This window comes from Pseudomonas sp. Pseusp21, from assembly GCF_059492145.1.
Map to the genome: position 1 here is coordinate 2,576,205 of NZ_CP168520.1, position 23,851 is coordinate 2,600,055.

The 23,851-nt window shown below is 60.1% G+C and carries 24 protein-coding genes and 1 other RNA gene; 6 read left to right on the top strand and 19 right to left on the bottom strand.

Annotated elements, in window-relative coordinates; genetic code table 11:
- Position 1 precedes the first annotated feature (1 nt).
- The 9 genes from mraY to rsmI form a co-directional block, all read right to left on the bottom strand.
- The gene (gene mraY, locus ACEN93_RS11580; protein WP_007956769.1) at positions 2–1,084 is read right to left on the bottom strand and encodes a phospho-N-acetylmuramoyl-pentapeptide-transferase; all 1,083 of its coding nucleotides are present in this window, start codon (positions 1,082–1,084) and stop codon (positions 2–4) included.
- Positions 1,084–2,451: a UDP-N-acetylmuramoyl-tripeptide--D-alanyl-D-alanine ligase gene (locus tag ACEN93_RS11585; protein WP_495611432.1), complete on the bottom strand. Its 1,368-nt coding sequence runs from the start codon at positions 2,449–2,451 to the stop codon at positions 1,084–1,086. Before ACEN93_RS11585 ends, mraY begins: the two co-directional genes overlap by 1 nt.
- Positions 2,444–3,907, bottom strand: coding sequence for a UDP-N-acetylmuramoyl-L-alanyl-D-glutamate--2,6-diaminopimelate ligase (locus ACEN93_RS11590; RefSeq protein WP_085610962.1), 1,464 nt, complete (start codon positions 3,905–3,907; stop codon positions 2,444–2,446). Before ACEN93_RS11590 ends, ACEN93_RS11585 begins: the two co-directional genes overlap by 8 nt.
- The gene (locus tag ACEN93_RS11595) at positions 3,907–5,646 is read right to left on the bottom strand and encodes a peptidoglycan D,D-transpeptidase FtsI family protein (RefSeq protein ID WP_170844883.1); all 1,740 of its coding nucleotides are present in this window, start codon (positions 5,644–5,646) and stop codon (positions 3,907–3,909) included. Before ACEN93_RS11595 ends, ACEN93_RS11590 begins: the two co-directional genes overlap by 1 nt.
- Complete coding sequence (gene ftsL, locus ACEN93_RS11600) at positions 5,646–5,939, bottom strand: cell division protein FtsL (protein WP_007956777.1); 294 nt, start codon at positions 5,937–5,939, stop codon at positions 5,646–5,648. Before ftsL ends, ACEN93_RS11595 begins: the two co-directional genes overlap by 1 nt.
- Positions 5,936–6,883, bottom strand: coding sequence for a 16S rRNA (cytosine(1402)-N(4))-methyltransferase RsmH (gene rsmH, locus ACEN93_RS11605; protein WP_039766256.1), 948 nt, complete (start codon positions 6,881–6,883; stop codon positions 5,936–5,938). The genes ftsL and rsmH overlap by 4 nt, the downstream gene beginning before the upstream one ends.
- Positions 6,880–7,335, bottom strand: a complete 456-nt coding sequence (gene mraZ, locus ACEN93_RS11610; RefSeq protein WP_007917012.1) for a division/cell wall cluster transcriptional repressor MraZ — start codon at positions 7,333–7,335, stop codon at positions 6,880–6,882. Before mraZ ends, rsmH begins: the two co-directional genes overlap by 4 nt.
- Positions 7,336–7,738: 403 nt before the next feature.
- Positions 7,739–8,092: RNase P RNA component class A (gene rnpB, locus ACEN93_RS11615), an RNA gene on the bottom strand.
- A 73-nt stretch (positions 8,093–8,165) separates the two neighbouring features.
- Complete coding sequence (gene rsmI / locus ACEN93_RS11620) at positions 8,166–9,071, bottom strand: 16S rRNA (cytidine(1402)-2'-O)-methyltransferase (protein ID WP_495611433.1); 906 nt, start codon at positions 9,069–9,071, stop codon at positions 8,166–8,168.
- 177 nt (positions 9,072–9,248) lie between these two features.
- Here rsmI and ACEN93_RS11625 point away from each other — a divergent pair, with 177 nt between their 5' ends.
- The 4 genes from ACEN93_RS11625 (at position 9,249) to ACEN93_RS11640 (ending at position 12,693) form a co-directional block, all read left to right on the top strand.
- The gene (locus tag ACEN93_RS11625; protein WP_103387030.1) at positions 9,249–11,060 is read left to right on the top strand and encodes a penicillin-binding protein activator; all 1,812 of its coding nucleotides are present in this window, start codon (positions 9,249–9,251) and stop codon (positions 11,058–11,060) included.
- Entirely contained in the window at positions 11,060–11,422 is a 363-nt protein-coding gene (locus ACEN93_RS11630) for a YraN family protein (RefSeq protein ID WP_039766259.1), read from the top strand. Before ACEN93_RS11625 ends, ACEN93_RS11630 begins: the two co-directional genes overlap by 1 nt.
- Positions 11,423–11,524: 102 nt before the next feature.
- On the top strand, positions 11,525–12,118 hold the full coding sequence (locus ACEN93_RS11635) for a phosphoheptose isomerase (protein WP_007928463.1): 594 nt from the start codon (positions 11,525–11,527) through the stop codon (positions 12,116–12,118).
- Positions 12,115–12,693 carry a BON domain-containing protein gene (locus ACEN93_RS11640; RefSeq protein WP_011335871.1) on the top strand — a complete coding sequence of 193 codons (579 nt, stop codon included), beginning with the start codon at positions 12,115–12,117 and terminating at the stop codon, positions 12,691–12,693. The genes ACEN93_RS11635 and ACEN93_RS11640 overlap by 4 nt, the downstream gene beginning before the upstream one ends.
- A gap of 51 nt (positions 12,694–12,744) precedes the next feature.
- Here ACEN93_RS11640 and ACEN93_RS11645 read toward each other — a convergent pair whose 3' ends face one another.
- The 7 genes from ACEN93_RS11645 to rplM form a co-directional block, all read right to left on the bottom strand.
- On the bottom strand, positions 12,745–13,158 hold the full coding sequence (locus ACEN93_RS11645) for a ClpXP protease specificity-enhancing factor (RefSeq protein ID WP_007956787.1): 414 nt from the start codon (positions 13,156–13,158) through the stop codon (positions 12,745–12,747).
- A 16-nt stretch (positions 13,159–13,174) separates the two neighbouring features.
- The gene (locus tag ACEN93_RS11650) at positions 13,175–13,792 is read right to left on the bottom strand and encodes a glutathione S-transferase N-terminal domain-containing protein (protein ID WP_011335872.1); all 618 of its coding nucleotides are present in this window, start codon (positions 13,790–13,792) and stop codon (positions 13,175–13,177) included.
- 148 nt (positions 13,793–13,940) lie between these two features.
- Positions 13,941–14,723, bottom strand: a complete 783-nt coding sequence (locus ACEN93_RS11655) for a cytochrome c1 (protein WP_495611434.1) — start codon at positions 14,721–14,723, stop codon at positions 13,941–13,943.
- Positions 14,723–15,934, bottom strand: a complete 1,212-nt coding sequence (locus tag ACEN93_RS11660) for a cytochrome b (RefSeq protein WP_039766264.1) — start codon at positions 15,932–15,934, stop codon at positions 14,723–14,725. The genes ACEN93_RS11655 and ACEN93_RS11660 overlap by 1 nt, the downstream gene beginning before the upstream one ends.
- A complete protein-coding gene (gene petA / locus ACEN93_RS11665) occupies positions 15,934–16,527 on the bottom strand; it encodes a ubiquinol-cytochrome c reductase iron-sulfur subunit (protein ID WP_007917031.1) in 594 nt (197 codons plus the stop codon). The genes ACEN93_RS11660 and petA overlap by 1 nt, the downstream gene beginning before the upstream one ends.
- A gap of 268 nt (positions 16,528–16,795) precedes the next feature.
- The gene (rpsI, locus tag ACEN93_RS11670) at positions 16,796–17,188 is read right to left on the bottom strand and encodes a 30S ribosomal protein S9 (protein ID WP_039766266.1); all 393 of its coding nucleotides are present in this window, start codon (positions 17,186–17,188) and stop codon (positions 16,796–16,798) included.
- Positions 17,189–17,202: 14 nt separating this feature from the next.
- Positions 17,203–17,631 carry a 50S ribosomal protein L13 gene (gene rplM / locus ACEN93_RS11675; RefSeq protein WP_003228062.1) on the bottom strand — a complete coding sequence of 143 codons (429 nt, stop codon included), beginning with the start codon at positions 17,629–17,631 and terminating at the stop codon, positions 17,203–17,205.
- A 244-nt stretch (positions 17,632–17,875) separates the two neighbouring features.
- Here rplM and ACEN93_RS11680 point away from each other — a divergent pair, with 244 nt between their 5' ends.
- Positions 17,876–18,916, top strand: a complete 1,041-nt coding sequence (locus tag ACEN93_RS11680) for an NADP(H)-dependent aldo-keto reductase (RefSeq protein WP_074690996.1) — start codon at positions 17,876–17,878, stop codon at positions 18,914–18,916.
- A gap of 50 nt (positions 18,917–18,966) precedes the next feature.
- On the opposite strand, the gene ACEN93_RS11685 is transcribed toward ACEN93_RS11680, so the two are convergent.
- Positions 18,967–20,103 (bottom strand): acyl-CoA dehydrogenase family protein, encoded by a 1,137-nt coding sequence (locus ACEN93_RS11685; RefSeq protein ID WP_007956797.1) that lies wholly within the window; start codon positions 20,101–20,103, stop codon positions 18,967–18,969.
- Between the two features lie 246 nt (positions 20,104–20,349).
- On the opposite strand from ACEN93_RS11685, the gene ACEN93_RS11690 reads away from it, so the two are divergent.
- Positions 20,350–21,246: a GlxA family transcriptional regulator gene (locus ACEN93_RS11690; protein WP_170844884.1), complete on the top strand. Its 897-nt coding sequence runs from the start codon at positions 20,350–20,352 to the stop codon at positions 21,244–21,246.
- 62 nt (positions 21,247–21,308) lie between these two features.
- On the opposite strand, the gene zapE is transcribed toward ACEN93_RS11690, so the two are convergent.
- A complete protein-coding gene (zapE, locus tag ACEN93_RS11695) occupies positions 21,309–22,403 on the bottom strand; it encodes a cell division protein ZapE (protein ID WP_039766273.1) in 1,095 nt (364 codons plus the stop codon).
- A gap of 90 nt (positions 22,404–22,493) precedes the next feature.
- The gene (locus tag ACEN93_RS11700) at positions 22,494–23,849 is read right to left on the bottom strand and encodes a tryptophan--tRNA ligase (protein WP_490843460.1); all 1,356 of its coding nucleotides are present in this window, start codon (positions 23,847–23,849) and stop codon (positions 22,494–22,496) included.
- Between the last annotated feature and the right edge of the window lie 2 nt (positions 23,850–23,851).

Sequence of the window (23,851 nt, forward strand, 5' to 3'; positions counted from 1 at the left end):
TCTACCTCAGCTTCAGGGTGGCAAGGCCGATCAGCACGAGAATCACGGTGATGATCCAGAAACGGACGATCACGCGCGGCTCGGGCCAGCCCTTGAGTTCAAAGTGGTGGTGAATCGGCGCCATGCGGAACACACGGCGACCGGTCAGCTTAAAGGAGGCAACCTGAATGACGACTGACAGGGTTTCCATCACGAACACGCCGCCCATGATGAACAGGACGATTTCCTGACGGACGATCACCGCGATGGTGCCCAGGGCCGCGCCCAGCGCCAGTGCGCCGACGTCGCCCATGAAGACTTGTGCCGGGTAGGTGTTGAACCACAGGAAACCCAGGCCGGCACCGATCAATGCGCCGCAGAACACGATCAACTCGCCTGCGCCCGGTACGTAAGGAATCAGCAGGTATTCAGCGAATTTCACGTTACCCGACAGGTAGCAGAAGATGCCCAGGCCACCGCCCACCATCACTGTCGGCATGATCGCCAGGCCGTCGAGGCCGTCGGTGAGGTTGACTGCGTTGCTCGAACCGACGATCACAAAGTACGTCAGCACGATGAAACCCGCGCCCAGCGGAATGCTGTAGTCCTTGAGCATCGGCAGGATCAGGGTGGTTTCCACCGGAGTGCTGGCAGTCATATAAAGGAAGATCGCCGCACCGAGGCCGAACACCGACTGCCAGAAATATTTCCAGCGGCTCGGCAGGCCACGGGAGTTCTTCTCGATCACCTTGCGGTAGTCGTCGACCCAGCCGATGGCGCCGAACAGCAGGGTCACCAGCAGCACGACCCACACGTAGCGGTTGCTCAGGTCAGCCCACAGCAGAGTGCTGACTCCGATCGAAGACAGAATCAGCGCACCGCCCATGGTCGGCGTACCGGATTTGGACAGGTGCGATTGCGGGCCGTCGTTACGAACGGACTGCCCGATCTGACGGTTCTGCAGGGTGCGGATCATCCACGGGCCGTAGCACAGCGACAAGACCAGCGCGGTCAGCACACCGAGGATCCCGCGCAGGGTCAGGTACTGGAAGACCGCGAAGCCTTTGTAGAACTGTTGCAGATACTCCGCTAGCAGCAGCAGCATTAATGTTTCTCCAGACTGGACCCGCACAGGGCCGCAACGATGTTTTCCATCGCTGCGCTGCGCGAACCCTTGATCAAAATGGTGGTGTTTGTGTCCTGCTCGGCGCCGAGGGCCTGGATCAGTTCGGCTTGTGTGCCGAAGTGCTGCGCCTCGTTACCGAATGCGTTCACGGCGTGGACCATGTTCGGCCCGACAGCGTAAAGCGCGGAAACCTTGCCCCGGGCGTATTCGCCCACGTCGCGGTGCCCCTGCTCCGCCCAGTCGCCCAACTCGCCGATATCCCCGAGCACCAGAACGGTGCGGCCGGAAAAGCCGGCGAGTATATCAACGGCCGCGCACATCGAGGTGGGGTTCGCGTTGTAAGTGTCATCGATCACGCGCATGCCGTTTTTCGCCAGTTGCGCGACGGTGCGACCCTTGACCGGTTGTACCGCGCCAAGCCCGGTGGCAATGCCGAACAGCGACACGCCCAGGGCGTGAGCGGCAGCGGCGGCGGCCATGGCGTTGGCGACGTTGTGGGTGCCGAGCAGGTTCAGTTGAACCCGTTCCACACCTTCAGGGGTGTGAAGGTTGAACGCCGGACAACCACGGGCATCGGTGGCCAGATCGCTGGCGTAAAAATCCGCATGAGTGTTGCTCAGGGCAAACGTCAGCACCTTGCGCGCGCCGGCGCGGGTTTTCCAGATACCAAACGCCTTGTCATCGAGGTTCAGCACGGCGACGCCATCGGCCGCCAGCCCGTCGATGATCTCGCCCTTGGCTTCGACAATTTTTTCCGGACCGCCGAACTCACCGACGTGGGCGGTCCCGGCGTTGTTGAGGATCGCTACGTGCGGCTTGGTCAGCCCTACGGTGTAGGCGATTTCACCCAGACGCGAGGCGCCCAGTTCGATCACCGCCGCGCTGTGTTCCGGGGCGAGTTCGAGCAGGGTCAGCGGCGCACCCAGATCGTTATTCAGGTTGCCACGGGTCGCCAGCACCGGACCGCGTGTGCGCAGGATGCTTGCGAGCATTTCCTTGACCGTGGTCTTGCCACTGGAGCCGGTAACCGCAGCGACCGGTTTGGTGAACGCGGCACGGTTCAAGGCACCCAGCTGGCCGAGCGCCTGGCGAGTGTCCTTGACCAGCAATTGCGGCAGCGTGCTGTCGGCGACTTCGCGCTCGACCAATGCCGCAACGGCGCCTTTGGCGGCGACTTCATTCAGATAGTCATGACCGTCGAAACGCGGGCCGGTCAGGGCAATAAACAGTTGGCCAGCCTTGATCGCACGGCTGTCGATGCTCACGCCGTCAAAACTGGCGTCGGCGCTGATCAGACGGGCGTCGAGCGCGCTGGTCAGCTCGCTGAGTTTCAGGGCCTTAAGCATGGGCCACCTCCCACGCGGTCAGGGCGTGATCCGCCTCGACCAGATCAGAGAATGCATGGCGCTCGCCGTTGATTTCCTGATAGTCCTCGTGACCTTTGCCGGCCAGAACGATCACGTCATCCGCCGAAGCGCCGGCAATCAGTTGCGCGATGGCCTGGCCACGACCGGCCACGAACGTCACCTTGTCCACAGCCGTGAAGCCGGCGCGGATATCATCGAAAATCACCGCCGGGTCTTCGGTGCGCGGATTGTCATCGGTCACCAGCACACGGTCGGCCAGACGCTCGACCACTTCGGCCATCAGCGGACGCTTGCCGCGATCGCGATCACCGCCGCAGCCGAACAGGCACAGCAGCTGGCCTTTGACGTGTGGGCGAAGCGCAGTCAGAACTTTTTCCAGCGCGTCCGGGGTGTGGGCGTAATCGACCACCACCAGCGGCTGAGTGCCGCCGCCGAGACGCTGCATGCGTCCGGCCGGGCCTTCGAGCTTCGGCAGCACCTTGAGGATTTCGTCGAGGGCGTAGTCCAGACCGAGCAAGGCGCCGACGGCGGCCAGTACGTTGCTCAGGTTGAAACGGCCCAGCAGCGTGCTGCGCAGATGGCGTTCGCCTTGCGGCGTGACCAATGTGGCACGCACGCCTTCGTCGTCGAACTGCGCTTCACGCACATAGAGATAGGCGCTGCTGTCGAGCAGGCTGTAAGTGATCAAACGTGACTCGCGCTTTTCAGCGGCCAGTTGCCGGCCGAAATCGTCGTCGAGATTGACCACGCGGCACTTCAGGTCATTCCAGGCGAACAGCCGGGCCTTGGCCTCGGCGTACGCTTCCATGGTGCCGTGGTAATCGAGGTGATCACGGGACAGGTTGGTCATCACTGCCACATCGAATGCCAGCGCGGTAACCCGGCCTTGATCCAGACCGTGGGACGAGACTTCCATGGCCACGGCTTTGGCGCCGGCCTTTTTCAGGTCGCCCAGGGTCGCTTGCATGGCAATCGGATTCGGCGTGGTGTGCAGGCCGCTTTGCAGCGAACCGTGGAAACCGGAGCCGAGGGTGCCGACGATGCCGCAATGCTGGCCGAGCAAGTCCAGCGCCTGCGCCACCAACTGGGTCACGCTGGTCTTGCCGTTGGTGCCGGTCACGCCGATCAGGTTCAGGTGATGACTCGGCTCACCGTAAAAACGCCCGGCGATGTCAGACAGTTGCGCCGCCAGGCCCTTGACCGGAATCAGCGGAACTTCGGTGATCGGCAGCACGGTGGCGCCTTCCACTTCATAGGCCACCGCAGCAGCACCGCGCTGCAAGGCGTCGGCGATGTGCGCACGCCCATCGAACTTGCCGCCCGGCACCGCGAGGAACAGATCACCCGCGCGTACATTGCGACTGTCGAGCGCCAGTTCACGGATCAACAGATCATGGCCGGCGTGGGGGAAAATCTTGTTCAGACTCAGAGACATCAGCCGCGCCCTCCATTGGCTTTCAGCGGAACGACCGGGGTGGCGTTGGCCTGTTGTGTGGTCGGCAGGTTGTCCGGGGTAACGTTCATCAGGCGCAGGGTGCCCGACATCACGCGGCTGAACACCGGCGCCGAGACCAGACCACCGAAGTAACCGGCCTTGGTCGGTTCATCGATCACCACAACGATTGCATAGCGTGGATCGCTCATCGGGCCGAAACCGGCGAACAGCGAGCGGTAAGAGTTTTCGGCATAGCCCTTGGTGCCAACCGATGTTTTACGCGCGGTACCGGACTTGCCGCCCACGTGATACGCCGGCACCTGCGCACGGAACACGCCGCGCGGGGCTTCGATCACTTGTTGCAGCATGCCTTGCATGGTTTTGGCGACGGCTTCCGGCAGCACTTGGGTGGTCTGCGGCGCCTTGTCGGTTTTGATCAGTGTCAGTGGTGCCAGGCGACCGTTGTTGGCCAGCGCCGAGAACGCGTGCACCAGCTGGATCGCGGTCACCGAGATACCGTAGCCGTAGGACAACGTCGCGGTCTCGGCCTTGCGCCACTCGCGGTAGTTCGGCAGGTTGCCGACACGTTCGCCCGGGAAGCCGAGGCCGGTGTCCTGGCCGAGGCCGACTTTCTGTGCGAGGCGGAAAATGGTTTCGCCGCCGATATCGAACGCGACCTTACTCATGCCGACGTTACTGGAATTGATCAGAATGCCGGTCAGGTCGAGTACCGGACCTTCGGTCTTCGATACGTCCTTGATCGTGTATTTGCCGATCTGCAGGGAGCCCGGATACACCTCGACGGTGTCGCTCGGTTTCCAGCGGCCGGTTTCGATCGCGGCGCTCATCGAGATCGCTTTCATGGTCGAACCGGGTTCGAACACATCGATCATCGCGCGGTTACGCATCATCGCCGGTTGCAGGTTGCGACGGTTGTTCGGGTTGTAGGTCGGCTGGTTGACCATGGCGAGAATCTCGCCGGTCTTCACGTCCATGATCACCAGACTGCCGGCCTTCGCGCCGTTCTCGATGATCGCGTTGCGCAGCTCGCGGTTGGCCAGATATTGCAGGCGCAGGTCAATCGACAACGCCAAGGGCTTGCCGGCCTTGGCGTTCTTGGTGACCTGGACATCCTTGATCAGCCGTCCGCGCCGATCCTTGATGACTTGCCGCTTGCCGGGTACGCCGGCCAGCCATTCGTCGTAGGCCAGTTCGACGCCTTCACGACCGTGGTCATCGATGTCGGTGAACCCGACCATGTGCGCGGTGACTTCACCGGCCGGGTAGAACCGGCGGAACTCTTCGATGCCGTAGACGCCCGGCACTTTCAGGTCGAGCACGGCCTGGCCCTGCTCGGGGGTCAACCCGCGCACCAGATAAATGAATTCCTTGTTGGCCTGGGCTTCGAGACGTTCGGCCAGGGCTTTCGGATCCTGCCCCAGCGCGGCGGCCAGTGCCGGCCACTTCTCTTTGGCGGTCTGCATTTCCTTGGCGTTGGCCCACAGCGTGGTCACCGGGGTACTCACGGCCAGCGGCTCGCCGTTACGGTCGGTGATCAGACCACGGTGAGCCGGAATCGGAATGTGCCGAAGACTGCGCGCGTCGCCCTGACCTTTGAGAAAGTCTCGGTCAACCACTTGCAGGTCGATGATGCGCCAGCAGATGGCCGCAACCATCACGCCGAGCAGTGCCACCATCAGACGGAAACGCCATGGGAAAAGAGCCCCCTCGAGTTTCATCATGGCGCCACCATCTTCACGTCAGCCGCGCCGGGAATGTGCATCTTCAGTTGTTCGGTGGCCAGTACTTCGATCCGGCTGTGGGCGGTCCAGGTGCTTTGCTCCAGGATCAGGCGCCCCCATTCGGCCTGCGCCTTGTCGCGCACGCTCAGTTCGTTGTACAGGGTGTTGAGCAATTGCCGGTTCCAGTGAGCGCTGTAAGACACGCCGATGGCCGACACGAGCACGCCGATGAACAGCAGCAGCATGAAGAAGCTGCCGCCGGGCAGTGGCTTGGCGAAAAGCTTGCTCACCGCAGCTTCTCCGCGACGCGCATGACGGCGCTACGGGAACGTGGGTTGGCTTTGAGTTCGGCGTCGGAGGCCGTCTGCGCTTTGCCATGGACTTTAATTTTCGGTTCGAACGCAACGTGGCGAACCGGCAGGTTGCGCGGCAGGTTGTCGGCTTCGCCTTTCACCAGCTTGCGCATGAACAGTTTGACGATACGGTCTTCCAGCGAGTGGAAGCTGATCACGACCAGACGGCCGCCCACTTCCAGGCATTCGAGCGCGGCTTCAAGACCCGCTTCCAGATCGCCCAGTTCGTTGTTGACGTGAATGCGCAGGCCCTGAAAAGCGCGGGTTGCCGGGTTCTTGCCCTTTTCCCATGCCGGGTTGGCGACTTTCAGGACTTCGGCCAGATCGGCGGTGCGCTCGAACGGCGTGATGTCACGGCGCTCGGCCACGGCACGGGCCATGCGACCAGAGAAACGTTCTTCGCCGTATTCCTTGAACACACGGGCGATTTCTTCCACCGGCGCGGTGTTGACGAACTCGGCTGCGCTGATGCCACGGGACGGATCCATGCGCATGTCCAGTGGGCCGTCGTTGAGGAAGCTGAAGCCGCGCTCGGCATCATCGAGCTGCGGAGAGGACACACCCAGATCCAGCAGAATGCCGCTGACTTTGCCGGCCAGACCCTGTTCGGCAACCACCGAACCGAGCTCGGCAAAGCTGCGCTGCACAACGACAAAGCGGCCGTCTTCGGCCGCTAGCGTTTGCCCGGTGGCAATCGCTTGAGGATCCTTGTCGAATCCGATGAGCCGACCATCCGGCCCGAGCTTGCTCAGGATCAACCGGCTGTGCCCGCCGCGACCGAACGTGCCGTCCAGATAGCAGCCATCAGGACGTACGGCGAGAGCCTCGACGGCTTCGTCAAGCAGTACGGTGATGTGGTTAAAGCCGCTATCAATAGTCACAGGATCAGATCACGCAGTTCGTCAGGCATGGCGCCCGGTTGTTGTATGGCAGCCAGGTCAGCGGCAGAAACCGCGTTCCAGGCATCTTCGTCCCACAGTTGGAACTTGTTCAGTTGGCCCACCAGCATCGCGCGCTTGTCGAGCTTCGCGTATTCGCGCAGGCGCGGCGGCACCAGGAAACGACCACTGCCGTCGAGCTCAAGGTCAACGGCATTACCAATCAATAAACGTTGCAGACGACGGTTCTCTTCACGAAGCGAAGGAAGCGCGCGCAACTTGGTTTCAATAATTTCCCACTCATCGAGCGGGTAGACACACAAACACGGATCAACGGCGTCAATGGTCACGATCAACTGGCCGGAACTGCGCGAATCGAGCTCGTCACGGTACCGGCTCGGCATGGCGAGACGGCCCTTTGCATCGAGACTGATAGCGTTAGCTCCGCGAAACACGTCTGCGTTTCTCCAATTTTTATCGTTTTGAGCTCAAAAAACCCACTTCATGCCACTTTCCGCCACTTGCGCACACTATAGGAATGCGCCCACCACACCGTCAAGGCGCGGATTAAAGGAAAACCCTTACAGAACGGAGATTTAGGAGCATAAAAGGAGGAGCAACGAGAATCTGGCGGATGCTTTTATCCAATAACTTGAAGCAGCACTGAAAGCTGCGCTCGAAAGTTAAAGTAATTTGTTAAGAGTAAGATTTTTTCGGTATTACAAAAGCGCTTCTGCTGTTGATTGAAGCAAGGTGGGAAATGGCTATTACTGCGTTTGCCGCTGCCGGGTTTCCAGCGCAAGCCTGCTGATAATAAACAGCCCTGTCGCCTTTAATTCAAGCAGGGAAAAGAAAAAGGTGGAGAGTCGATCTGTAAGCCGGGTTCTGTCTTGAACAGTCATTCGTCTACGATGGCCATCACTGGACATCTTTAGCAACCTACCCGGTCCCAGCGCGGGCCACGCCTTGGGACCCTATTTGGTCTTGCTCCAAGTGGGGTTTACCTAGCCACGAACTGTTGCCAGACGTGCGGTGCGCTCTTACCGCACCTTTTCACCCTTACCGGCGCCGAAGCGCTTAGGCGGTTATTTTCTGTGGCACTTTCCGTAGGCTCACGCCTCCCAGGCATTACCTGGCACTTCGCCCTATGGAGCCCGGACTTTCCTCCCCCCCCTAATTTTCATAGAGGGCAGCGACTGTCCGATCGACTCTCCGCCGCGCAGGTTAACGGCAGAGCCGCCGAAGAACAAGCGCTAATAGCCCGCAAACCGGTCTGCGCGACGGGTTACGCGTCTTTTTGCTGATCCAGCGCCACCTGGTACAGCACGTTTTTGCGCTCACCGGTGATTTGCGCCGCCAAGGCCGCCGCACGCTTGAGCGGCATCTCTTCCAGCAACAGATTGAGGATGCGCATCGCCTCGCTGCTGACGGCGTCTTCGGATTCCGGCGCGGTCCAGCCCGCCACTACCACAACGCATTCGCCGCGCTGCTGATTACTGTCCGCCTCGACGAACGCCCGTAACTCGCTCAACGGCAATCCCTTGAGGGTTTCAAAAGTCTTGGTGATCTCACGAGCGAGCAATGCAGGACGATCAGCGCCGAACACCGCCTCCATATCCTGCAGGCATTCAAGAATGCGATGCGGTGCCTCGTAGAAAATCAGCGTGCGCGGTTCTTCCTTGATCGCTTCCAGGCGCGCTTTGCGCCCCACGGCCTTGGCCGGCAAAAAGCCTTCGAAGATAAAACGGTCGGACGGCAGACCGGCAGCCGACAACGCCGCGATCAAAGCGCACGCGCCTGGCACCGGCACCACATTGATCCCGGCGGTACGGGCCTGCCGTACCAAGTGATAACCGGGATCGGAAATCAGCGGCGTACCGGCATCGGAAATCAGCGCGACGTTGTCTCCTGCCAGAAGACGGGTGATGAAACGACTGCCTTCGTCCCGCTCATTGTGCTCATGACAGGCTGCCAGCGGCGTGGAAATGCCGAAGTGCTGCATCAGCCGCTGCGAGTGGCGCGTATCTTCGGCGGCGACCAGCGCCACCTCGCGCAGGATCTTCAACGCCCGGGCGCTGATGTCATCCAGGTTGCCGATGGGCGTCGCCACCACATAAAGCGAGCCCGCAGCGGAATTCAAAGGACCTGGAGCAGTCAAAGCGCACACCTCATGATCGGTAAAAGCCGCCATTGTAGCGCGTCGTGCGCCGGACGATGCGTCCGGGTCGGACACGGTTTGTCGCACCATTGTGAGGCTGCGCACTCTTTGTATCAGCTAAATTGACGGTTTCACGCCAGTAACATCGCGCCCCGGCCAGTGCTTGGGTACAATTCGACGCTAATTTGATCGAGTATCAGGAACACTTACATGATCGCTTGCCTGCGGCTGTTCACTGCCCTCTGCCTCGCTGCCTTGTTGGCGGCTTGCGCCAGCTCCCCTTCCTCCAGCCTTGGCGAACTTCCACGGACCCCGGATGCCACCATCGAGCAACTGCTCGAACAGGCTGCCCAGGCCAAATCGCCGGACAAGGCTGCGCTGCTGCGCCTGAGTGCGGCAGATATGGCGTACCGCCAGGGCAATGCCGGACAGTCCGCGCAAATCCTGCAGCAAGTGCCGATGGAACAACTCCAGCCGGGCCAGCAGGCATTCGCCAGCACCCTGTCTGCTGAACTGGCCATGACCCGCAATCAGCCGAAAGCCGCGCTGACCGCCCTGAGCCACCCAAGCCTGCAACGCCTGAGCGAAATGTCCGTACCGCTGCAAGTTCGCGCCGGCACCGTTCACGCCCGCGCCCTTGAAGCCGACGGCCAGACCTTGGCCGCCGCCCGCGAACGCATCTTCATCGCGCCGATGCTGGAAGGCGAAGCCGCCAGCAAGAACCATGAAGCGATCTGGTCCCTGATTGCATCGCTGCCGGCCGATCAACTGCAAGCGAACACCACCGATGACCTCGGCGGCTGGATGAGCCTGGCCCTGGCCGTGAAAACCGCCGGCACCCTGGAACAGCAGCAAGCCGCCATCGACAACTGGCGCAACCAGCATCCAAAGCACCCGGCCGCGATCAACCTGCCGCTGCCCCTGACCAAACTCAAGGAGCTGGCCAGCCAGCCACTGAGCAAGATCGCCCTGCTGTTGCCACAGGACGGCCAACTGGCCTCGGTCGGCAAGGCCCTGCGTGACGGTTTCATGGCCGCGCACTATCAGGCTCAGCAAGCCGGCCAGAAACCACCGGCCATCGAGTTCTATGACAGCTCGAAACTGACCAACCTCGACGAGTTCTACCGCAAGGCCCAGGCCGATGGCGTGCAACTGGTCGTCGGCCCGCTGGAGAAGCCGCTGGTCAAACAGCTGAGCACTCGCCCGCAATTGCCGATCACCACCCTCGCCCTGAACTACAGCGAAGGCGATCAAGGCCCGGCGCAGCTGTTCCAGTTCGGCCTGGCTGCTGAAGACGAAGCCCGCGAAGTCTCCCGCCGCGCCCGTGCCGATGGCCTGCACCGCGCCGCCATCATGGTGCCGAAAGGCGAATGGGGCGACCGCGTCCTGCGCGCCTTCAGCCAGGACTGGCAAGCCAACGGCGGCAGCATCGTCGCCACCGAACGCGTCGACCAGCCGGTGCAACTGGCCCAGCAGATCGCCGACATGTTCCAGCTGCGTCAGAGCGAAGCCCGCGCCAAGAGCCTGCAGAATGCTGCCGGCACCAACGTTGCCGCCCAGCCTTCGCGTCGCCAGGACATCGAATTCATCTTCCTTGCCGCCACCCCGCAGCAGGCGCAGCAGATCAAGCCGACCCTGAACTTCCAGTACGCCGGTGATGTACCGGTTTACGCGACCTCCCACGTGTTCAGCGCCAGCGGCGACGTGAACCAGTACAACGACATGAACGGCGTGCGCTTCTGCGAAACCCCGTGGCTGCTGGAAACCAGCGATCCGCTGCGCCAGCAGGTTACCGCGCAATGGCCACAAGCTGCCGGCAGCCTGGGTCGCCTGTACGCAATGGGCGTTGACGCCTATCGCCTGGCGCCACGACTGGATCAGCTCAAGGCACTGCCGGACAGCCGTATCGAAGGTCAGTCGGGCAGCCTGGGCATGACCCAGTCCCAACGGGTCGTACGTCAGTTGCCATGGGCGCAGTTCGTCAGCGGTCAGATCCAGCGCCTGCCGGACACTCCACGCTGATGCCCGACAGGTCACACCTGCAAAGCGGCAAGGATGCCGAGCGCCAGGCGCTCGAGCATCTGCAACACCAGGGTCTGCGCCTGCTGGCGCAGAACTGGTTATGCAAACGCGGTGAGCTTGATCTGGTCATGCTTGATGGCGATACAGTAGTATTCGTCGAAGTCCGTTACCGAAAGAACACTCAATGGGGTGGCGCACTCGACAGCATCGATGAGCGCAAACGGCAGAAACTGATTTTCGCCGCACAGTATTTTCTTCAGCGCGAGTCGCGTTGGGCCAATTCCCCCTGCCGCTTCGACGTGGTGGCCATCGACAGCCACCAGGGTCAGCTGAACTGGTTGCAGAATGCGTTCGACAGTTGACCGCCTGCTCCGACCCGGACACTTTCACTCAACATTTTTGCTCTTTGCTTTGCGGGCTGCACATTCACGTGCCGGACAGCCGCGCTAATTAAGGTCACACAGATGGACATGCAATCCCGAATTCGCCAGCTTTTCCAGGCCAGCATCGACACCAAGCAACAGGCGATGGACGTACTTGCACCGCACATCGAGCAAGCCAGCCAGGTGATGGTCAACGCCCTGCTCAACGAGGGGAAAATGCTCTCATGCGGCAACGGCGGCTCGGCCGGCGATGCCCAGCACTTCTCCTCGGAACTGCTCAACCGTTTCGAGCGTGAGCGCCCTAGCCTGCCGGCGATCGCGCTGACCACCGACAGCTCGACCATCACCTCGATCGCCAACGACTACAGCTATAACGAAGTGTTCTCCAAGCAGATCCGCGCACTCGGCCAGCCGGGTGACGTGCTGCTGGCAATTTCGACCAGCGGCAACTCGGCGAACATTATTCAGGCGATCCAGGCCGCACATGATCGCGAAATGATTGTCGTAGCATTGACCGGACGCGATGGCGGCGGCATGGCTTCGCTGCTGCTGCCCGAAGACGTCGAGATTCGCGTACCGGCCAACGTCACCGCACGTATTCAGGAAGTCCACTTGCTGGCGATCCATTGCCTTTGTGATCTGATCGACAGCCAACTGTTCGGGAGTGAAGAATGACCCCTAATCGCCTTGGCCTTCTGGCCTTGACCCTGTGCCTCGGCATCAGCGGCTGCACCTCGGTGGTGAATGCCAGCCGCGAAGCGCCGATCGAAGACGACCGCGGCACCCGCACTTTCGGCAGCAAGATCGATGACTCGCTGATCGAAACCAAAGTCGGCGTTAACGTGGCCAAGGCCGATCCGGCCCTGGACAACGACTCGCACATCGTCGTCACCAGCTTCAACGGCGTCGTTTTGCTGGCTGGCCAGACCCCGCGCGCAGACCTCAAGGAAAAGGCCGAACAGGCCGCCGCCAACGTTCAGCGCGTGAAAAAGGTCCATAACGAACTGCAAGTGCTACAGCCCTCCTCCCTGCTGGCCCGCCAGAACGATGCCTGGCTGACCACCAAGATCAAGACCCAGATGCTCACCGACGCCAGCATTCCCGGCTCGCGGATCAAGGTCGTGACCGAGAACGGCATCGTCTACCTGCTGGGCCTGCTGACCAAACAGGAAGCCGCCCAGGCGACCAACCTGGTGCAGGGCGTTTCCGGCGTACAGAAGATTGTGAAGTTGTTCGAATACATCGACTGATTCGCAACTCGCAGGCAAAAAAAAGGCGATCCAACCGGATCGCCTTTTTTATTACTTCACCACTTTCAGGCTTGGCCGGCCGCTTGGGCGCGGCGGCTCGCTGTCCGGTGGCGGAACGTCGTCGTCCTGCTCGATCTCGTCCTCGTCATCCATCGGTGACTCGAGATCGAACACCATGCCCTGACCGTTTTCCCGGGCGTAGATGCCCAGGATTGCAGCAATCGGCACGTACAGACTGTGCGGGACGCCGCCGAAGCGACCTTCGAAGGTCACAACGTCGTTGTCCATGTGCAAATGCCGCACGGCACTTGGCGAAATGTTCAGGACAATCTGCCCGTCGCTGGCAAATCCCTGTGGCACCTGCACCGCCGGGTACTCGGAATTGACCAGCATGTGCGGGGTGCAATCGTTATCTACAATCCACTCGTAGAGCGCGCGGACCAGATAAGGTCGACTGGAGTTCATAGCGGCTCCTTAAGCCTCAGCGCATGTCGCGTTCGACACCAGACAGACTCGCCTGGAATGCCTCACGCGCAAATTGACGCTCCATATAATCAAGCAGCGGCTTGGCCGGCCGCGGCAGTTCTATACCCAGAATCGGCAAACGCCAGAGTATTGGCAATAGGCAGCAATCCACCAGACTTTGTTCCTCACTGAGGAAAAACGGCTTGTCGGCAAACAGCGGCGACACGCCCGTCAGGCTTTCACGCAATTCCTTGCGCGCCACGGCACGGGCCGCTTCCTTGGTGCGCGAATCCAGAATCAGATCCACCAGACCACACCAGTCGCGCTGAATACGATGAATCAGCAGACGGCTGTTGGCACGCGCCACCGGGTACACAGGCATCAACGGTGGATGCGGGTAACGCTCATCCAGATACTCCATCACCACGGTCGACTCCCACAACGCCAGGTCACGATCGACCAGCGTGGGCAGACTGCCGTAAGGGTTCACTTCAATCAGTTTAGGCGGCTGACGACCAGCCTCCACAAAAATGATTTCGGCGCTGACACCCTTCTCTGCAAGCACGATGCGCACTCGGTGGGAATAGTGGTCGGCGGGGTCGGAGTAACAGGCCAACCGATTGGTCACGCCCATGGCGATCCTCCTCGCTTGTTGAAATAGTCGGAGCCGGAAAAACGCGCGCGCCCAGAGGGCGCCTCCCGCAACCGCTGGCGAACCAGACGTTGCGTTTTCAGAGGCGCCCTTGGGCGCGCGCGATTAACAGCAATTGCTTTGAAGCGTATCAGTGCACGTCTTTCCAGTATTCACGCTTGAGCAGATAGGCGAACACAAAGAAGAACGCCAGGTACAGCAAGACGTAAGTACCGATGCGCTGATGTTGCAGCTTAACCGGGTTAGCCGAGTAAGCCAGGAAGGTTACCAGATTCTTGACCTTCTCATCGAACTGCTCTTCGTTGAGGGTTCCGGTTTTCGGCACGATGGTCAACTGATCGCACGCTTCATGAGTCAGAGGCGTACCGGTCAGCGGGTCATATTGCTTCTTGCCGTCTTCGACGATCTGTACCTGTTTGCAACCTACGACCTGACGACCTTGCAGGCCGACCAGCACGTTAGGCATGCCGACGTTCGGGAAGACCTTGTTGTTCACGCCCCATGGACGTGCAGGATCTTCGTAGAACGACTTGAGGTAACCGTAGAGCCAGTCGGTGCCGCGAACACGAGCCACCAGCGTCAGGTCCGGCGGCGCTGCGCCGAACCAGGTCTTGGCGTCGGCCGGTTGCATGCCGATGTTCATGTGATCGCCGATCTTGGCACCGGTGAACACCAGCTTCTCCAGCATCATTTCGTGCGGAACGCCGAGGTCATCGGCGACACGCTCGTAACGCTGAAACTTGGCACTGTGGCAACCCATGCAATAGTTGGCGAAGGTACGCGCGCCATCCTGCAAGGCAGCCTTGTCGGAAACGTCGATGTCGACCTTTTCCAGTTCCGGACCACCGTGTTCGGCCGCGAAAGACAGCAATGGCAGAGCAGCAAAAATCAGAGCAAAAAATAACTTTTTCATCAGCCAGTCACCCTTTCCGGAACCGGTTTGGTCTTCTCGAGCCTGGTGTAGAACGGCATCAGAATGAAGTAGGCGAAGTACAGGAAGGTGCAGACCTGCGACAGCAGCGTACGGCCTGGCGTCGGGGCCAGAACGCCCAGAACGCCGAGGATCACGAACGAAATGCAGAACACCACCAGCCAGATCTTGCTCATCCAGCCTTTGTAGCGCATCGACTTGACCGGGCTGCGGTCCAGCCATGGCAGGACGAACAGCACCGCAATCGCGGCACCCATGGCGATAACGCCCATGAGCTTGTCAGGGACCGCCCGCAAGATTGCGTAGAACGGTGTGAAGTACCAGACCGGTGCAATGTGCTCTGGCGTCTTGAACGGGTTGGCCTGCTCGAAGTTAGGCTTTTCGAGGAAGTAACCGCCCATTTCCGGGAAGAAGAACACAATGAAGCAGAAGATAAACAGGAACACCACGACGCCGACGATATCTTTCACGGTGTAATAAGGATGGAAGGCAATGCCGTCCAGCGGGATACCGTTTTCGTCTTTGTGCTTCTTGATGTCCACGCCGTCCGGGTTGTTCGAACCGACCTCGTGCAGCGCCAGGATGTGCAGCACCACCAGACCGAGAATCACGATCGGCAGCGCAACCACGTGCAGAGCGAAGAAGCGGTTCAGGGTGATCCCGGAAATCAGGTAGTCACCACGGATCCACTGGGTCAGGTCGTTGCCGATGACCGGGATCGCACCGAACAGCGAAATGATCACCTGGGCACCCCAGTAGGACATCTGGCCCCACGGCAGCAGGTAACCCATGAAGGCTTCGGCCATCAGCGCCAGGTAGATCAGCATGCCGAAGACCCACACCAGCTCACGCGGTTTCTGGTACGAACCGTAGAGCAGGCCACGGAACATGTGCAGATAGACCACGATGAAGAATGCCGAAGCACCGGTGGAGTGCAGCAGGCGCAGGATCGAACCGTACTCGACGTCGCGCATGATGTATTCGACGGAAGCGAACGCTTCTTCCGCCGACGGGGTGTAGCTCATCGTCAGCCAGACGCCGGTGACGATCTGGTTGACCAGAACGAGCAGCGCCAGCGAGCCGAAGAAATAGAAGAAGTTGAAGTTTTTTGGAGCGTAATACTTGCTGAGATGGTCTTCCCACATTTTGGTGGCAGGGAAGCGTGCATCAACCCAATCCATGAACTTGCTCATCACGCTTTCTCCGTATCGACGCCAATGACAATCAGGTCATCGGTCTCATAGGAATGCGGGGGTACTGGCAGGTTCAAAGGCGCAGGTTGCGACTTGTAGACGCGGCCAGCCAGATCGTAGTGGGAACCGTGGCAAGGGCAGAAATAACCGCCTACCCAGTCTTTGCCCAGATCCGCGGGTGCCACTTCGGGACGGAAGGTCGGTGAGCAACCCAGGTGAGTGCAGATCCCGATCAGCAGCAGGATTTCCGGCTTGATCGAACGCACTTCAGGGTCGACATAAGTGGGTTGCGTGGAGTTTTTGGAGGTCGGATCGGAGAGTTGGCCTTCGATCTTTTTGAGATTCCCCAGGATTTCCTCGGTACGGCGGACAATGAACACCGGCTGGCCGCGCCATTCAGCAATCATCTGCTGTCCTGGCTCGATTTTGCTGACATTCACTTTCACCGGTGCTCCGGCAGCCTTCGCCTTGGCACTGGGAAACCATGACCCCACGAACGGGACCGCAGCCCCCACCGCTCCTGCAGCACCCACCACGGATGTGGCTGCTACCAAGAAGCGACGCCGGCCTGCATTCACGCCGTCATTGCTCATTCAGTCCTCTCCCATCAGCTTTGTGGCCTGTTAAATCAGGCGTCTACTAAATTGAAACTATGTACTTATAAAAATTTTGCCGAATGGTAATGAAAACCCCCAATTCTGACAAGGTAATTACCCGGAGGGCTGGCCCTCAAGCCTTGTAGTATAGGGGGTCTACGAATGTGGCAAGTTGTCACAGCGCAATTATTCAAGAAATCGCACGCATAAAAAAACGCCCGGTTCCGTGAGGAATCGGGCGTTCTTTTTGAACGTGGAAGCGAAATTAACGCTTCGAGTACTGCGGACGCTTACGCGCTTTACGCAGACCAACTTTCTTACGTTCAACTTCACGAGCGTCGCGAGTAACGAAGCCAGCTTTGCGCAGAGCGCCACGCAGGGTTTCGTCGTAGTCCATCAGAGCGCGAGTGATGCCGTGGCGGATTGCGCCAGCCTGACCACTTACACCACCACCGATGACGGTGACGTAGATGTCGAACTTCTCGACAGTCTCAGTCAGTTCCAGCGGCTGACGAACTACCATGCGGGCAGTTTCGCGACCGAAGAACGTGTCCAGGGAGCGGTTGTTGATGGAGATGTTACCAGTACCCGGACGCAGGAAAACGCGTGCGGTTGCGGTCTTGCGACGGCCAGTGCCGTAATTTTGAGTCGCCGACATAATGAACTATTCCGTTAAATCTTCAGTTCTTGGGGCTGCTGAGCAGTATGAGGGTGTGCAGCGCCCGCATAGACTTTCAGCTTACGGTACATGTCGCGACCCAGTGGGTTTTTAGGCAGCATGCCTTTAACCGCGGTCTCGATCACGCGCTCAGGGGCCTTGGCGATCAGCTTTTCAAAGTTGATCGACTTGATGCCGCCCGGGAAACCGGAGTGGGAGTAGTACATTTTGTCAGTGGTTTTAGCGCCGGTAACACGGATCTGCTCAGCGTTGATTACGACGATGTAGTCGCCGGTGTCAACGTGAGGAGTGTACTCAGGCTTGTGCTTGCCACGCAGACGGCTCGCGATTTCGGTGGCCAGACGACCCAGGGTCTGACCAGCAGCGTCGACGACAAACCAGTCGCGCTTTACTGTTTCCGGTTTAGCAGTAAAAGTTTTCATTCTTTATAGCCTCAGGGGCCGCCTGTAAATAAGACGGCGGATCTTACTGAATAGTGCGTACTTTGACAAGTCAAAGGCAGCCGGATACAGACGCTTTCGGGGGCTCGGGTCGGCGCGTCCGTTCAACGGCAAGATTCTTCGGCGGCGGGGCATCACTTCCACTGCAGAAAGAGGTCGGCAATTATGCAGATTGCGAAAAAAATTTCAACCTGCTTTTATGCTTGTTTTGCCCAAGGAGCACCCGATGGACTATCGCCAGCTAGGCCGTACCGACCTGAACGTGAGTGCAATCTGCCTCGGAACCATGACCTGGGGCGAGCAGAACACTGAAGCTGAAGCCTTCGCCCAGATCGAACGGGCAAAAGAGGCCGGGATCAATTTCCTCGACACCGCCGAGATGTACCCGGTGCCACCGAAAGCCGAAACCTACGCCACCACCGAGCGCTACATCGGCAATTACTTCAAGAGCCGCGGCGACCGCGCCGACTGGATCCTCGCCAGCAAGATCGCCGGCCCCGGCAACACCATCGACTACATCCGCGACAAGAATCTGCGCCACAACCGCCAGCACATCACCGAAGCCGTGAACGCCAGCCTCCAGCGCCTGCAAACCGACTACATCGATCTGTATCAATTGCACTGGCCGGAGCGCAGCACCAACTTTTTCGGACAACTGGGCTACAAGCACCAGACCGAAGCCAACCTGACGCCGCTGGAAGACACCCTCGAAGCACTCGATGAGCAGGTGAAGGCCGGCAAGATCCGCCACATCGGCCTGTCCAATGAAACGCCGTGGGGCACCATGCGTTTTCTCGCCCTGGCCGAAGCCCGGGGCTGGCCGCGCGCAGTGTCGATCCAGAACCCGTACAACCTGCTCAACCGCAGCTTCGAGATCGGCCTGGCGGAAATCGCCATCCGCGAACAGTGCGGCCTGCTCGCCTATTCGCCGCTGGCGTTCGGTTTCCTGTCGGGCAAGTACGAAGGTGGGGCGCGTCCGCCGAAAGGCCGCCTGAGCCTCTACAGCCGCTTCAGCCGCTATTTCAACCCGCAATCGGAAGCGGCGTGCAGCCGTTATGTGGCACTGGCTCGGGAACACGGTCTGGATCCGGCGCAAATGGCCCTGGCGTTCGTGAACCAGCAACCGTTCGTCACCAGCAACATCATCGGCGCGACAACGCTGGAGCAACTGGACAGCAACATCGCCAGCTACGAGCTGAAACTGTCGAAGGAAGTGCTGGAAGGGATCGAAGCCATTCACAAGGATCATCCGAACCCGGCGCCTTGATCCAAGACGAAGATCGCTCCCACGCTCAGCGTGGGAGCGATCACACTGCATTACAGCGACCGCGCAATGATCTCCTTCATGATTTCATTGGTGCCGGCATAGATCCGCTGCACCCGCGCATCCGCCCAGGCCCGGGCCACCGGGTATTCCCACATGAAACCGTAACCGCCATGCAGTTGCACGCACTCGTCGAGCACCTTGCATTGCAGATCGGTGCCCCAATACTTCGCCATCGCCGCCGTCGGCACGTCAAGTTTGCCTTGCAGATGTAATTCGAGACAGCGGTCGACGAACACCCGGCCGATCTGAATCTCGGTGGCCATTTCCGCCAGTTTGAAGCGGGTATTCTGGAAGTCGGCAATCGACTTGCCGAACGCCTTGCGCTCGCGGGTGTAATCCAGCGTCCATTGCAGCGCCGCCTCGGCTGAAGCCAGACCGCCAATCGCCACAGTCAGACGCTCCTGCGGCAGCTCCTGCATCAGATAGGCAAACCCCGCTCCGGCCTGACCCAGCAGGTTTTCTTTCGGCACACGCACGTCCTGGAAGAACAATTCCGACGTGTCCTGAGCCTTCATTCCGACCTTCTCCAGGCGCTTGCCCTTGTCGAAGCCCGGCGTGTTCGCCTCCACCAGAAACAGGCTGGTGCCCTTGGCGCCGGCCTTGGGATCGGTCTTGGCGACAACGATCACCAGATCCGCCAGGAAGCCATTGGTGATAAAGGTTTTCGAACCGTTGATCACATACTCGTCACCATCCAGCACCGCCGTGGTCTTGACCCCTTGCAGGTCGGAGCCGGCGCCCGGCTCGGTCATGGCGATCGCGGTGACCATCTCGCCGGACACCAGTTTCGGCAGGTACTTCTGCTTCAGCGCCTCGCTGCCGTAATGCAGGATGTACGGCGCAACGATGTCCGAATGCAGTGAGAAGCCAATGCCGGTCAGACCCAGCCGCCCCACTTCCTCGATGACAACCGCGCTGTAAAGAAAATCTGCGCCCAACCCGCCGTATTCCTCCGGCAGGTGCGAACAGAGCATCCCCGCCTCCCCCGCCTTGTTCCACAGTTTGCGGTCGATGTAGCCTTGTTTTTCCCATTGCCCATGGAACGGCACGGCCTCTTTTTCGAGGAATGTTCGTACGCTGTCGCGGAACAATTCGTGCTCGGAGCTGAACAAGGTTCTGGGAATCATGCGTCACCTTTTCTTTATTGTTGGAGGGATCAGACCTTCAAAGACTAAGCCTCGCTTCCGATACAGGACACTGGACACATCCGACAAAAAATAAGACGATCCAGCCGTCTGGTGACCACTTTCCCTTATAAAAACAAAAGTTGAATTATGTCCAAGCAAGTCTCCACGCCCTTGCGGCGCGTCAGCATCCTGGCGATCGACCGGGTTTTCGCTTCCACCCTCATGCAAGCCAAGGATTTCTTCCACCTGGCCAGCCTGCGTTACGGCAAACAACTGGGCCACGGCCTGACTCCGGCGTTCGAAACCCGCCTGGTCAGCCCCGACGGCAAACCAGTGAACAGCTTCAGTGACGTGATCATGCCGGTGGACGGCGGCCTGGAAAACGCCGACGTCATCATCCTTCCGGCCTTCTGGGACGATTTCGATACCCTGTGCCAGCGTTATCCCCAGATCCTGCCGTGGCTGCGCGAACAGCATGCCCGGGGCGCCGTGCTCTGCGGCGAGGCCACCGGTGTGTTCTGGCTGGCCGAAGCCGGGTTGCTCAACGGCAAGGAAGCGACCACCTACTGGCGTTTCTTCAATGCCTTCGCCGAGCGCTTCCCGCAGGTCTATCTCAATCAGGACAAGCACCTGACCGACGCCGACAACCTGTATTGCGCCGGCGGCACCACCTCGGCCTGCGATCTCTACATTTACCTGATCGAGCGCTTCTGCGGCGCCAACGTGGCCCAGGCAGTAGCCCGCGACATTCTCTATGAAGTGCAGCGCAGCTATGCACCGGGTCGCATTGGTTTCGGCGGCCAGAAACTGCACCAGGACGTGATCATCCTGCAGATCCAGCACTGGCTCGAAGAGCATTTCGCCGACAAGTTCCGCTTCGAAGACGTGGCCCGCGAGCACGGCATGAGCATCCGCAACTTCATGCGCCGCTTCCAGACCGCCACCGGTGACAAGCCACTGCACTACCTGCAACGGCTGCGCATCGAGACCGCCAAAGGCCTGCTGTCCGGCAGCCGCAAGAGCATCAAGACCATCAGCTACGAAGTCGGCTACGACGATGCGAGCTTCTTCGCACGGCTGTTCCGCCAGCACACCGAACTGTCGCCGAACCAGTACCGTCAGCAGTTCCAGCAAGCTGCCTGACGATTCGACCAGACACAAAAAAGGGCCTGCATCTGCAGGCCCTTTTTGTTTGCCGAATCCGCTTAAGGCTTGTGCGCCCGGGACAGGAATTCGTGGGATTGCATCTCCAGCAGACGGCTGAGGGTACGCTGGAACTCGAACGTCAGACGTCCGCCGGTGTACAGGTCTTTCAACTCGACTTCGGCAGAAATGATCAGTTTGACGTTACGGTCGTAGAACTCGTCGACCATGTTGATGAAGCGTCGGGCGATGTCGTCGGTGGTGACACTCATCTGCTCCACGCCACTGAGCAGCACGGCGTGGAAGATCTTGCCCAGCTCGATGTAGTCGTTCTGGCTGCGCGGGCCGTCGCACAGTTCGCGGAAGTCGAACCAGGCCACGTCGTCGCAAGTGCGCAGGGCACGGATTTCGCGGTTCTCGATGATCAGCACATCGTTTTCCACTGCCGCCGTACATTCCGGGGTCAGTGCCTTGAAGCTCTTGCGCAGGCTTTCGTGAGCAGCTTCGTCGAGCGGGAAGTGGAACAGTTCCGCTTGTTCGAGATGGCGCAGACGGTAGTCGACGCCACTGTCGACGTTGACGATCTCGGTGTTCTGCTTGATCAGCGCGATGGCCGGCAGGAATCGCGCGCGTTGCAGGCCGTCCTTGTACAGACCGTCCGGCACGATGTTCGAAGTGGCGACCAGGGTCACGCCGTTCTTGAACAGTTCTTCCATCAGCGTGCCGAGGATCATGGCGTCGGTGATGTCGGAGACGAAGAATTCATCGAAGCAGATGACCCGTGATTCGGTCGCGAAGCGCTTGGCGATGATGGTCAGCGGGTTTTTCTCGCCGCCGAGGGTCTTCATCTCTTCGTGCACACGCTTCATGAAGCGGTGGAAGTGAGTGCGGGTCTTTTCCTTGAATGGCAGCGCTTCGAAGAAAGTGTCCACCAGGTAAGTCTTGCCGCGACCCACGCCGCCCCAGAAGTACAGGCCCTTGACCGGCGTCTGATCCTTCTTGCCAAACAGCTTGCCCAGCAAACCCGGCTTGTTCTGCTCGGCCGCGATCAGATCGTCGTACAGGCGCTGCAGATGACGCACGGCAGTTTCCTGCGCAGCATCATGGAAGAAGTCCGGGCGTTTCAGATCAGCTTGATATCGTTCTAGGGGCGTCATAATTCGTTAGCAAGGCAACAAAAACGGGCCGTCACTGTAGCGATGGCCCGTGGGAATGGCAATCGGCCCTTGGTCGGGCCGGCCCGTTGATTATTCCTGAACCGGTGTCAGAGCGATCCGCAACGCCTCGACGGCCGCGTCCCGCGCAGCCACGTCGGCGAACGCCGGACTGTCGCCGACACACTCGCCTTCCAGCCAGACGCTGAAGCTCAGGTCTTCGCTGCGTACATCCAGCGCCTGACCCGATTGCAGCTGCTTGGTCACCTGACCGGCGGTTTTACCGTCGGCGAAGTTGCGCGACAGCAACAGTTGCTCGCCGTCGGCTGCCAGCAGACGGAAACGGAAGCTGCCGTCGCCTTCACGGAAGCTGACGAAACGTGCGGCTTTCGCGGCTTTCTTCTTGGTGGTCGCGGCCACCTGAACCTGATTGACGAAGGAGCGCAGGCCAACTGCTTCGCGCAGCTCGTTGAGGAACGGCGTCGCCACCGCACGGGCCTTTTTGGCGCCGTGTTGCAGGATGTCTTCCAGATCTGCCGGACGTTCGATCAACTGGTGATAACGCTCGCGGGATTCGCCCAGCTCGTTGTCGAGCAACTGGAACAGACGGTTCTTCGCCTCGCCCCAACCCAGACCGCCCAGCAGCTCGCTGCGGAACTCGTCAGCCTGCGCCGGTGTGGCGAACGCCTGGAACAGGGTGAACAGGTGCGAGTTGTCCGGATCTTTCGCTTCGCCTGGCGCACGGGAGTCGGTAACGATCCGTGAAATCGCGTCCTTCATGTCCTTGGCGCTGGTGAACAGCGGGATGGTGTTGTCGTAGCTCTTGGACATCTTGCGACCGTCCAGGCCCGGCAACGTGGCCACGCTTTCCTCGATCAGCGCTTCGGGCATGGTGAAGAACTCCTTGCCCTGGCCGAACAGGTGGTTGAAGCGCTGGCCGATGTCACGGGCCATTTCCACGTGCTGGATCTGATCGCGACCGACCGGCACCTTGTGCGCGTTGAACATCAGAATGTCCGCCGCCATCAGTACCGGATAGCTGTACAAACCCATCGTGATGCCGGCATCCGGGTCTTCGCCGGTCTCGACATTCTTGTCCACCGAAGCCTTGTAAGCATGGGCGCGGTTGAGCAGGCCCTTGGCGGCGACGCAGGTCAGCAGCCAGGTCAGCTCGGGGATTTCCGGGATGTCGGACTGACGGTAGAACGTCACGCGATCCACATCCAGGCCACCGGCCAGCCAGGTCGCGGCGATTTCCAGACGCGAGCGCTGGATGCGCAGCGGGTCATCGCACTTGATCAGGGCGTGATAGTCGGCCAGGAAGTAGAACGAATCGGCATTACTGTCGCGGCTGGCGAGAATCGCCGGGCGGATGGCGCCGGCGTAGTTGCCCAGGTGCGGGGTGCCGGTGGTGGTGATGCCGGTGAGGATGCGGGTACGGTTCGTCATGG

Excerpts from the sequence above, each read along its gene's own strand:
- rsmI (WP_495611433.1), bottom strand. The coding sequence starts at position 9,071 with ATGGCGGCTTTTACCGATCATGAGGTGTGCGCTTTGACTGCTCCAGGT.
- ACEN93_RS11595 (WP_170844883.1), bottom strand. The coding sequence starts at position 5,646 with ATGAAACTCGAGGGGGCTCTTTTCCCATGGCGTTTCCGTCTGATGGTG.
- ACEN93_RS11680 (WP_074690996.1), top strand. The coding sequence starts at position 17,876 with ATGGACTATCGCCAGCTAGGCCGTACCGACCTGAACGTGAGTGCAATC.
- ACEN93_RS11650 (WP_011335872.1), bottom strand. The coding sequence starts at position 13,792 with ATGGGCGTGACCAATCGGTTGGCCTGTTACTCCGACCCCGCCGACCAC.
- ACEN93_RS11585 (WP_495611432.1), bottom strand. The coding sequence starts at position 2,451 with ATGCTTAAGGCCCTGAAACTCAGCGAGCTGACCAGCGCGCTCGACGCC.
- ACEN93_RS11655 (WP_495611434.1), bottom strand. The coding sequence starts at position 14,723 with ATGAAAAAGTTATTTTTTGCTCTGATTTTTGCTGCTCTGCCATTGCTG.
- ACEN93_RS11630 (WP_039766259.1), top strand. The coding sequence starts at position 11,060 with ATGCCCGACAGGTCACACCTGCAAAGCGGCAAGGATGCCGAGCGCCAG.
- ACEN93_RS11625 (WP_103387030.1), top strand. The coding sequence starts at position 9,249 with ATGATCGCTTGCCTGCGGCTGTTCACTGCCCTCTGCCTCGCTGCCTTG.
- ACEN93_RS11635 (WP_007928463.1), top strand. The coding sequence starts at position 11,525 with ATGGACATGCAATCCCGAATTCGCCAGCTTTTCCAGGCCAGCATCGAC.
- mraY (WP_007956769.1), bottom strand. The coding sequence starts at position 1,084 with ATGCTGCTGCTGCTAGCGGAGTATCTGCAACAGTTCTACAAAGGCTTC.
- ACEN93_RS11640 (WP_011335871.1), top strand. The coding sequence starts at position 12,115 with ATGACCCCTAATCGCCTTGGCCTTCTGGCCTTGACCCTGTGCCTCGGC.
- rpsI (WP_039766266.1), bottom strand. The coding sequence starts at position 17,188 with ATGTCGGCGACTCAAAATTACGGCACTGGCCGTCGCAAGACCGCAACC.
- ACEN93_RS11645 (WP_007956787.1), bottom strand. The coding sequence starts at position 13,158 with ATGAACTCCAGTCGACCTTATCTGGTCCGCGCGCTCTACGAGTGGATT.
- ACEN93_RS11700 (WP_490843460.1), bottom strand. The coding sequence starts at position 23,849 with ATGACGAACCGTACCCGCATCCTCACCGGCATCACCACCACCGGCACC.
- ACEN93_RS11685 (WP_007956797.1), bottom strand. The coding sequence starts at position 20,103 with ATGATTCCCAGAACCTTGTTCAGCTCCGAGCACGAATTGTTCCGCGAC.
- ACEN93_RS11660 (WP_039766264.1), bottom strand. The coding sequence starts at position 15,934 with ATGAGCAAGTTCATGGATTGGGTTGATGCACGCTTCCCTGCCACCAAA.
- ACEN93_RS11590 (WP_085610962.1), bottom strand. The coding sequence starts at position 3,907 with ATGTCTCTGAGTCTGAACAAGATTTTCCCCCACGCCGGCCATGATCTG.
- rplM (WP_003228062.1), bottom strand. The coding sequence starts at position 17,631 with ATGAAAACTTTTACTGCTAAACCGGAAACAGTAAAGCGCGACTGGTTT.
- petA (WP_007917031.1), bottom strand. The coding sequence starts at position 16,527 with ATGAGCAATGACGGCGTGAATGCAGGCCGGCGTCGCTTCTTGGTAGCA.
- zapE (WP_039766273.1), bottom strand. The coding sequence starts at position 22,403 with ATGACGCCCCTAGAACGATATCAAGCTGATCTGAAACGCCCGGACTTC.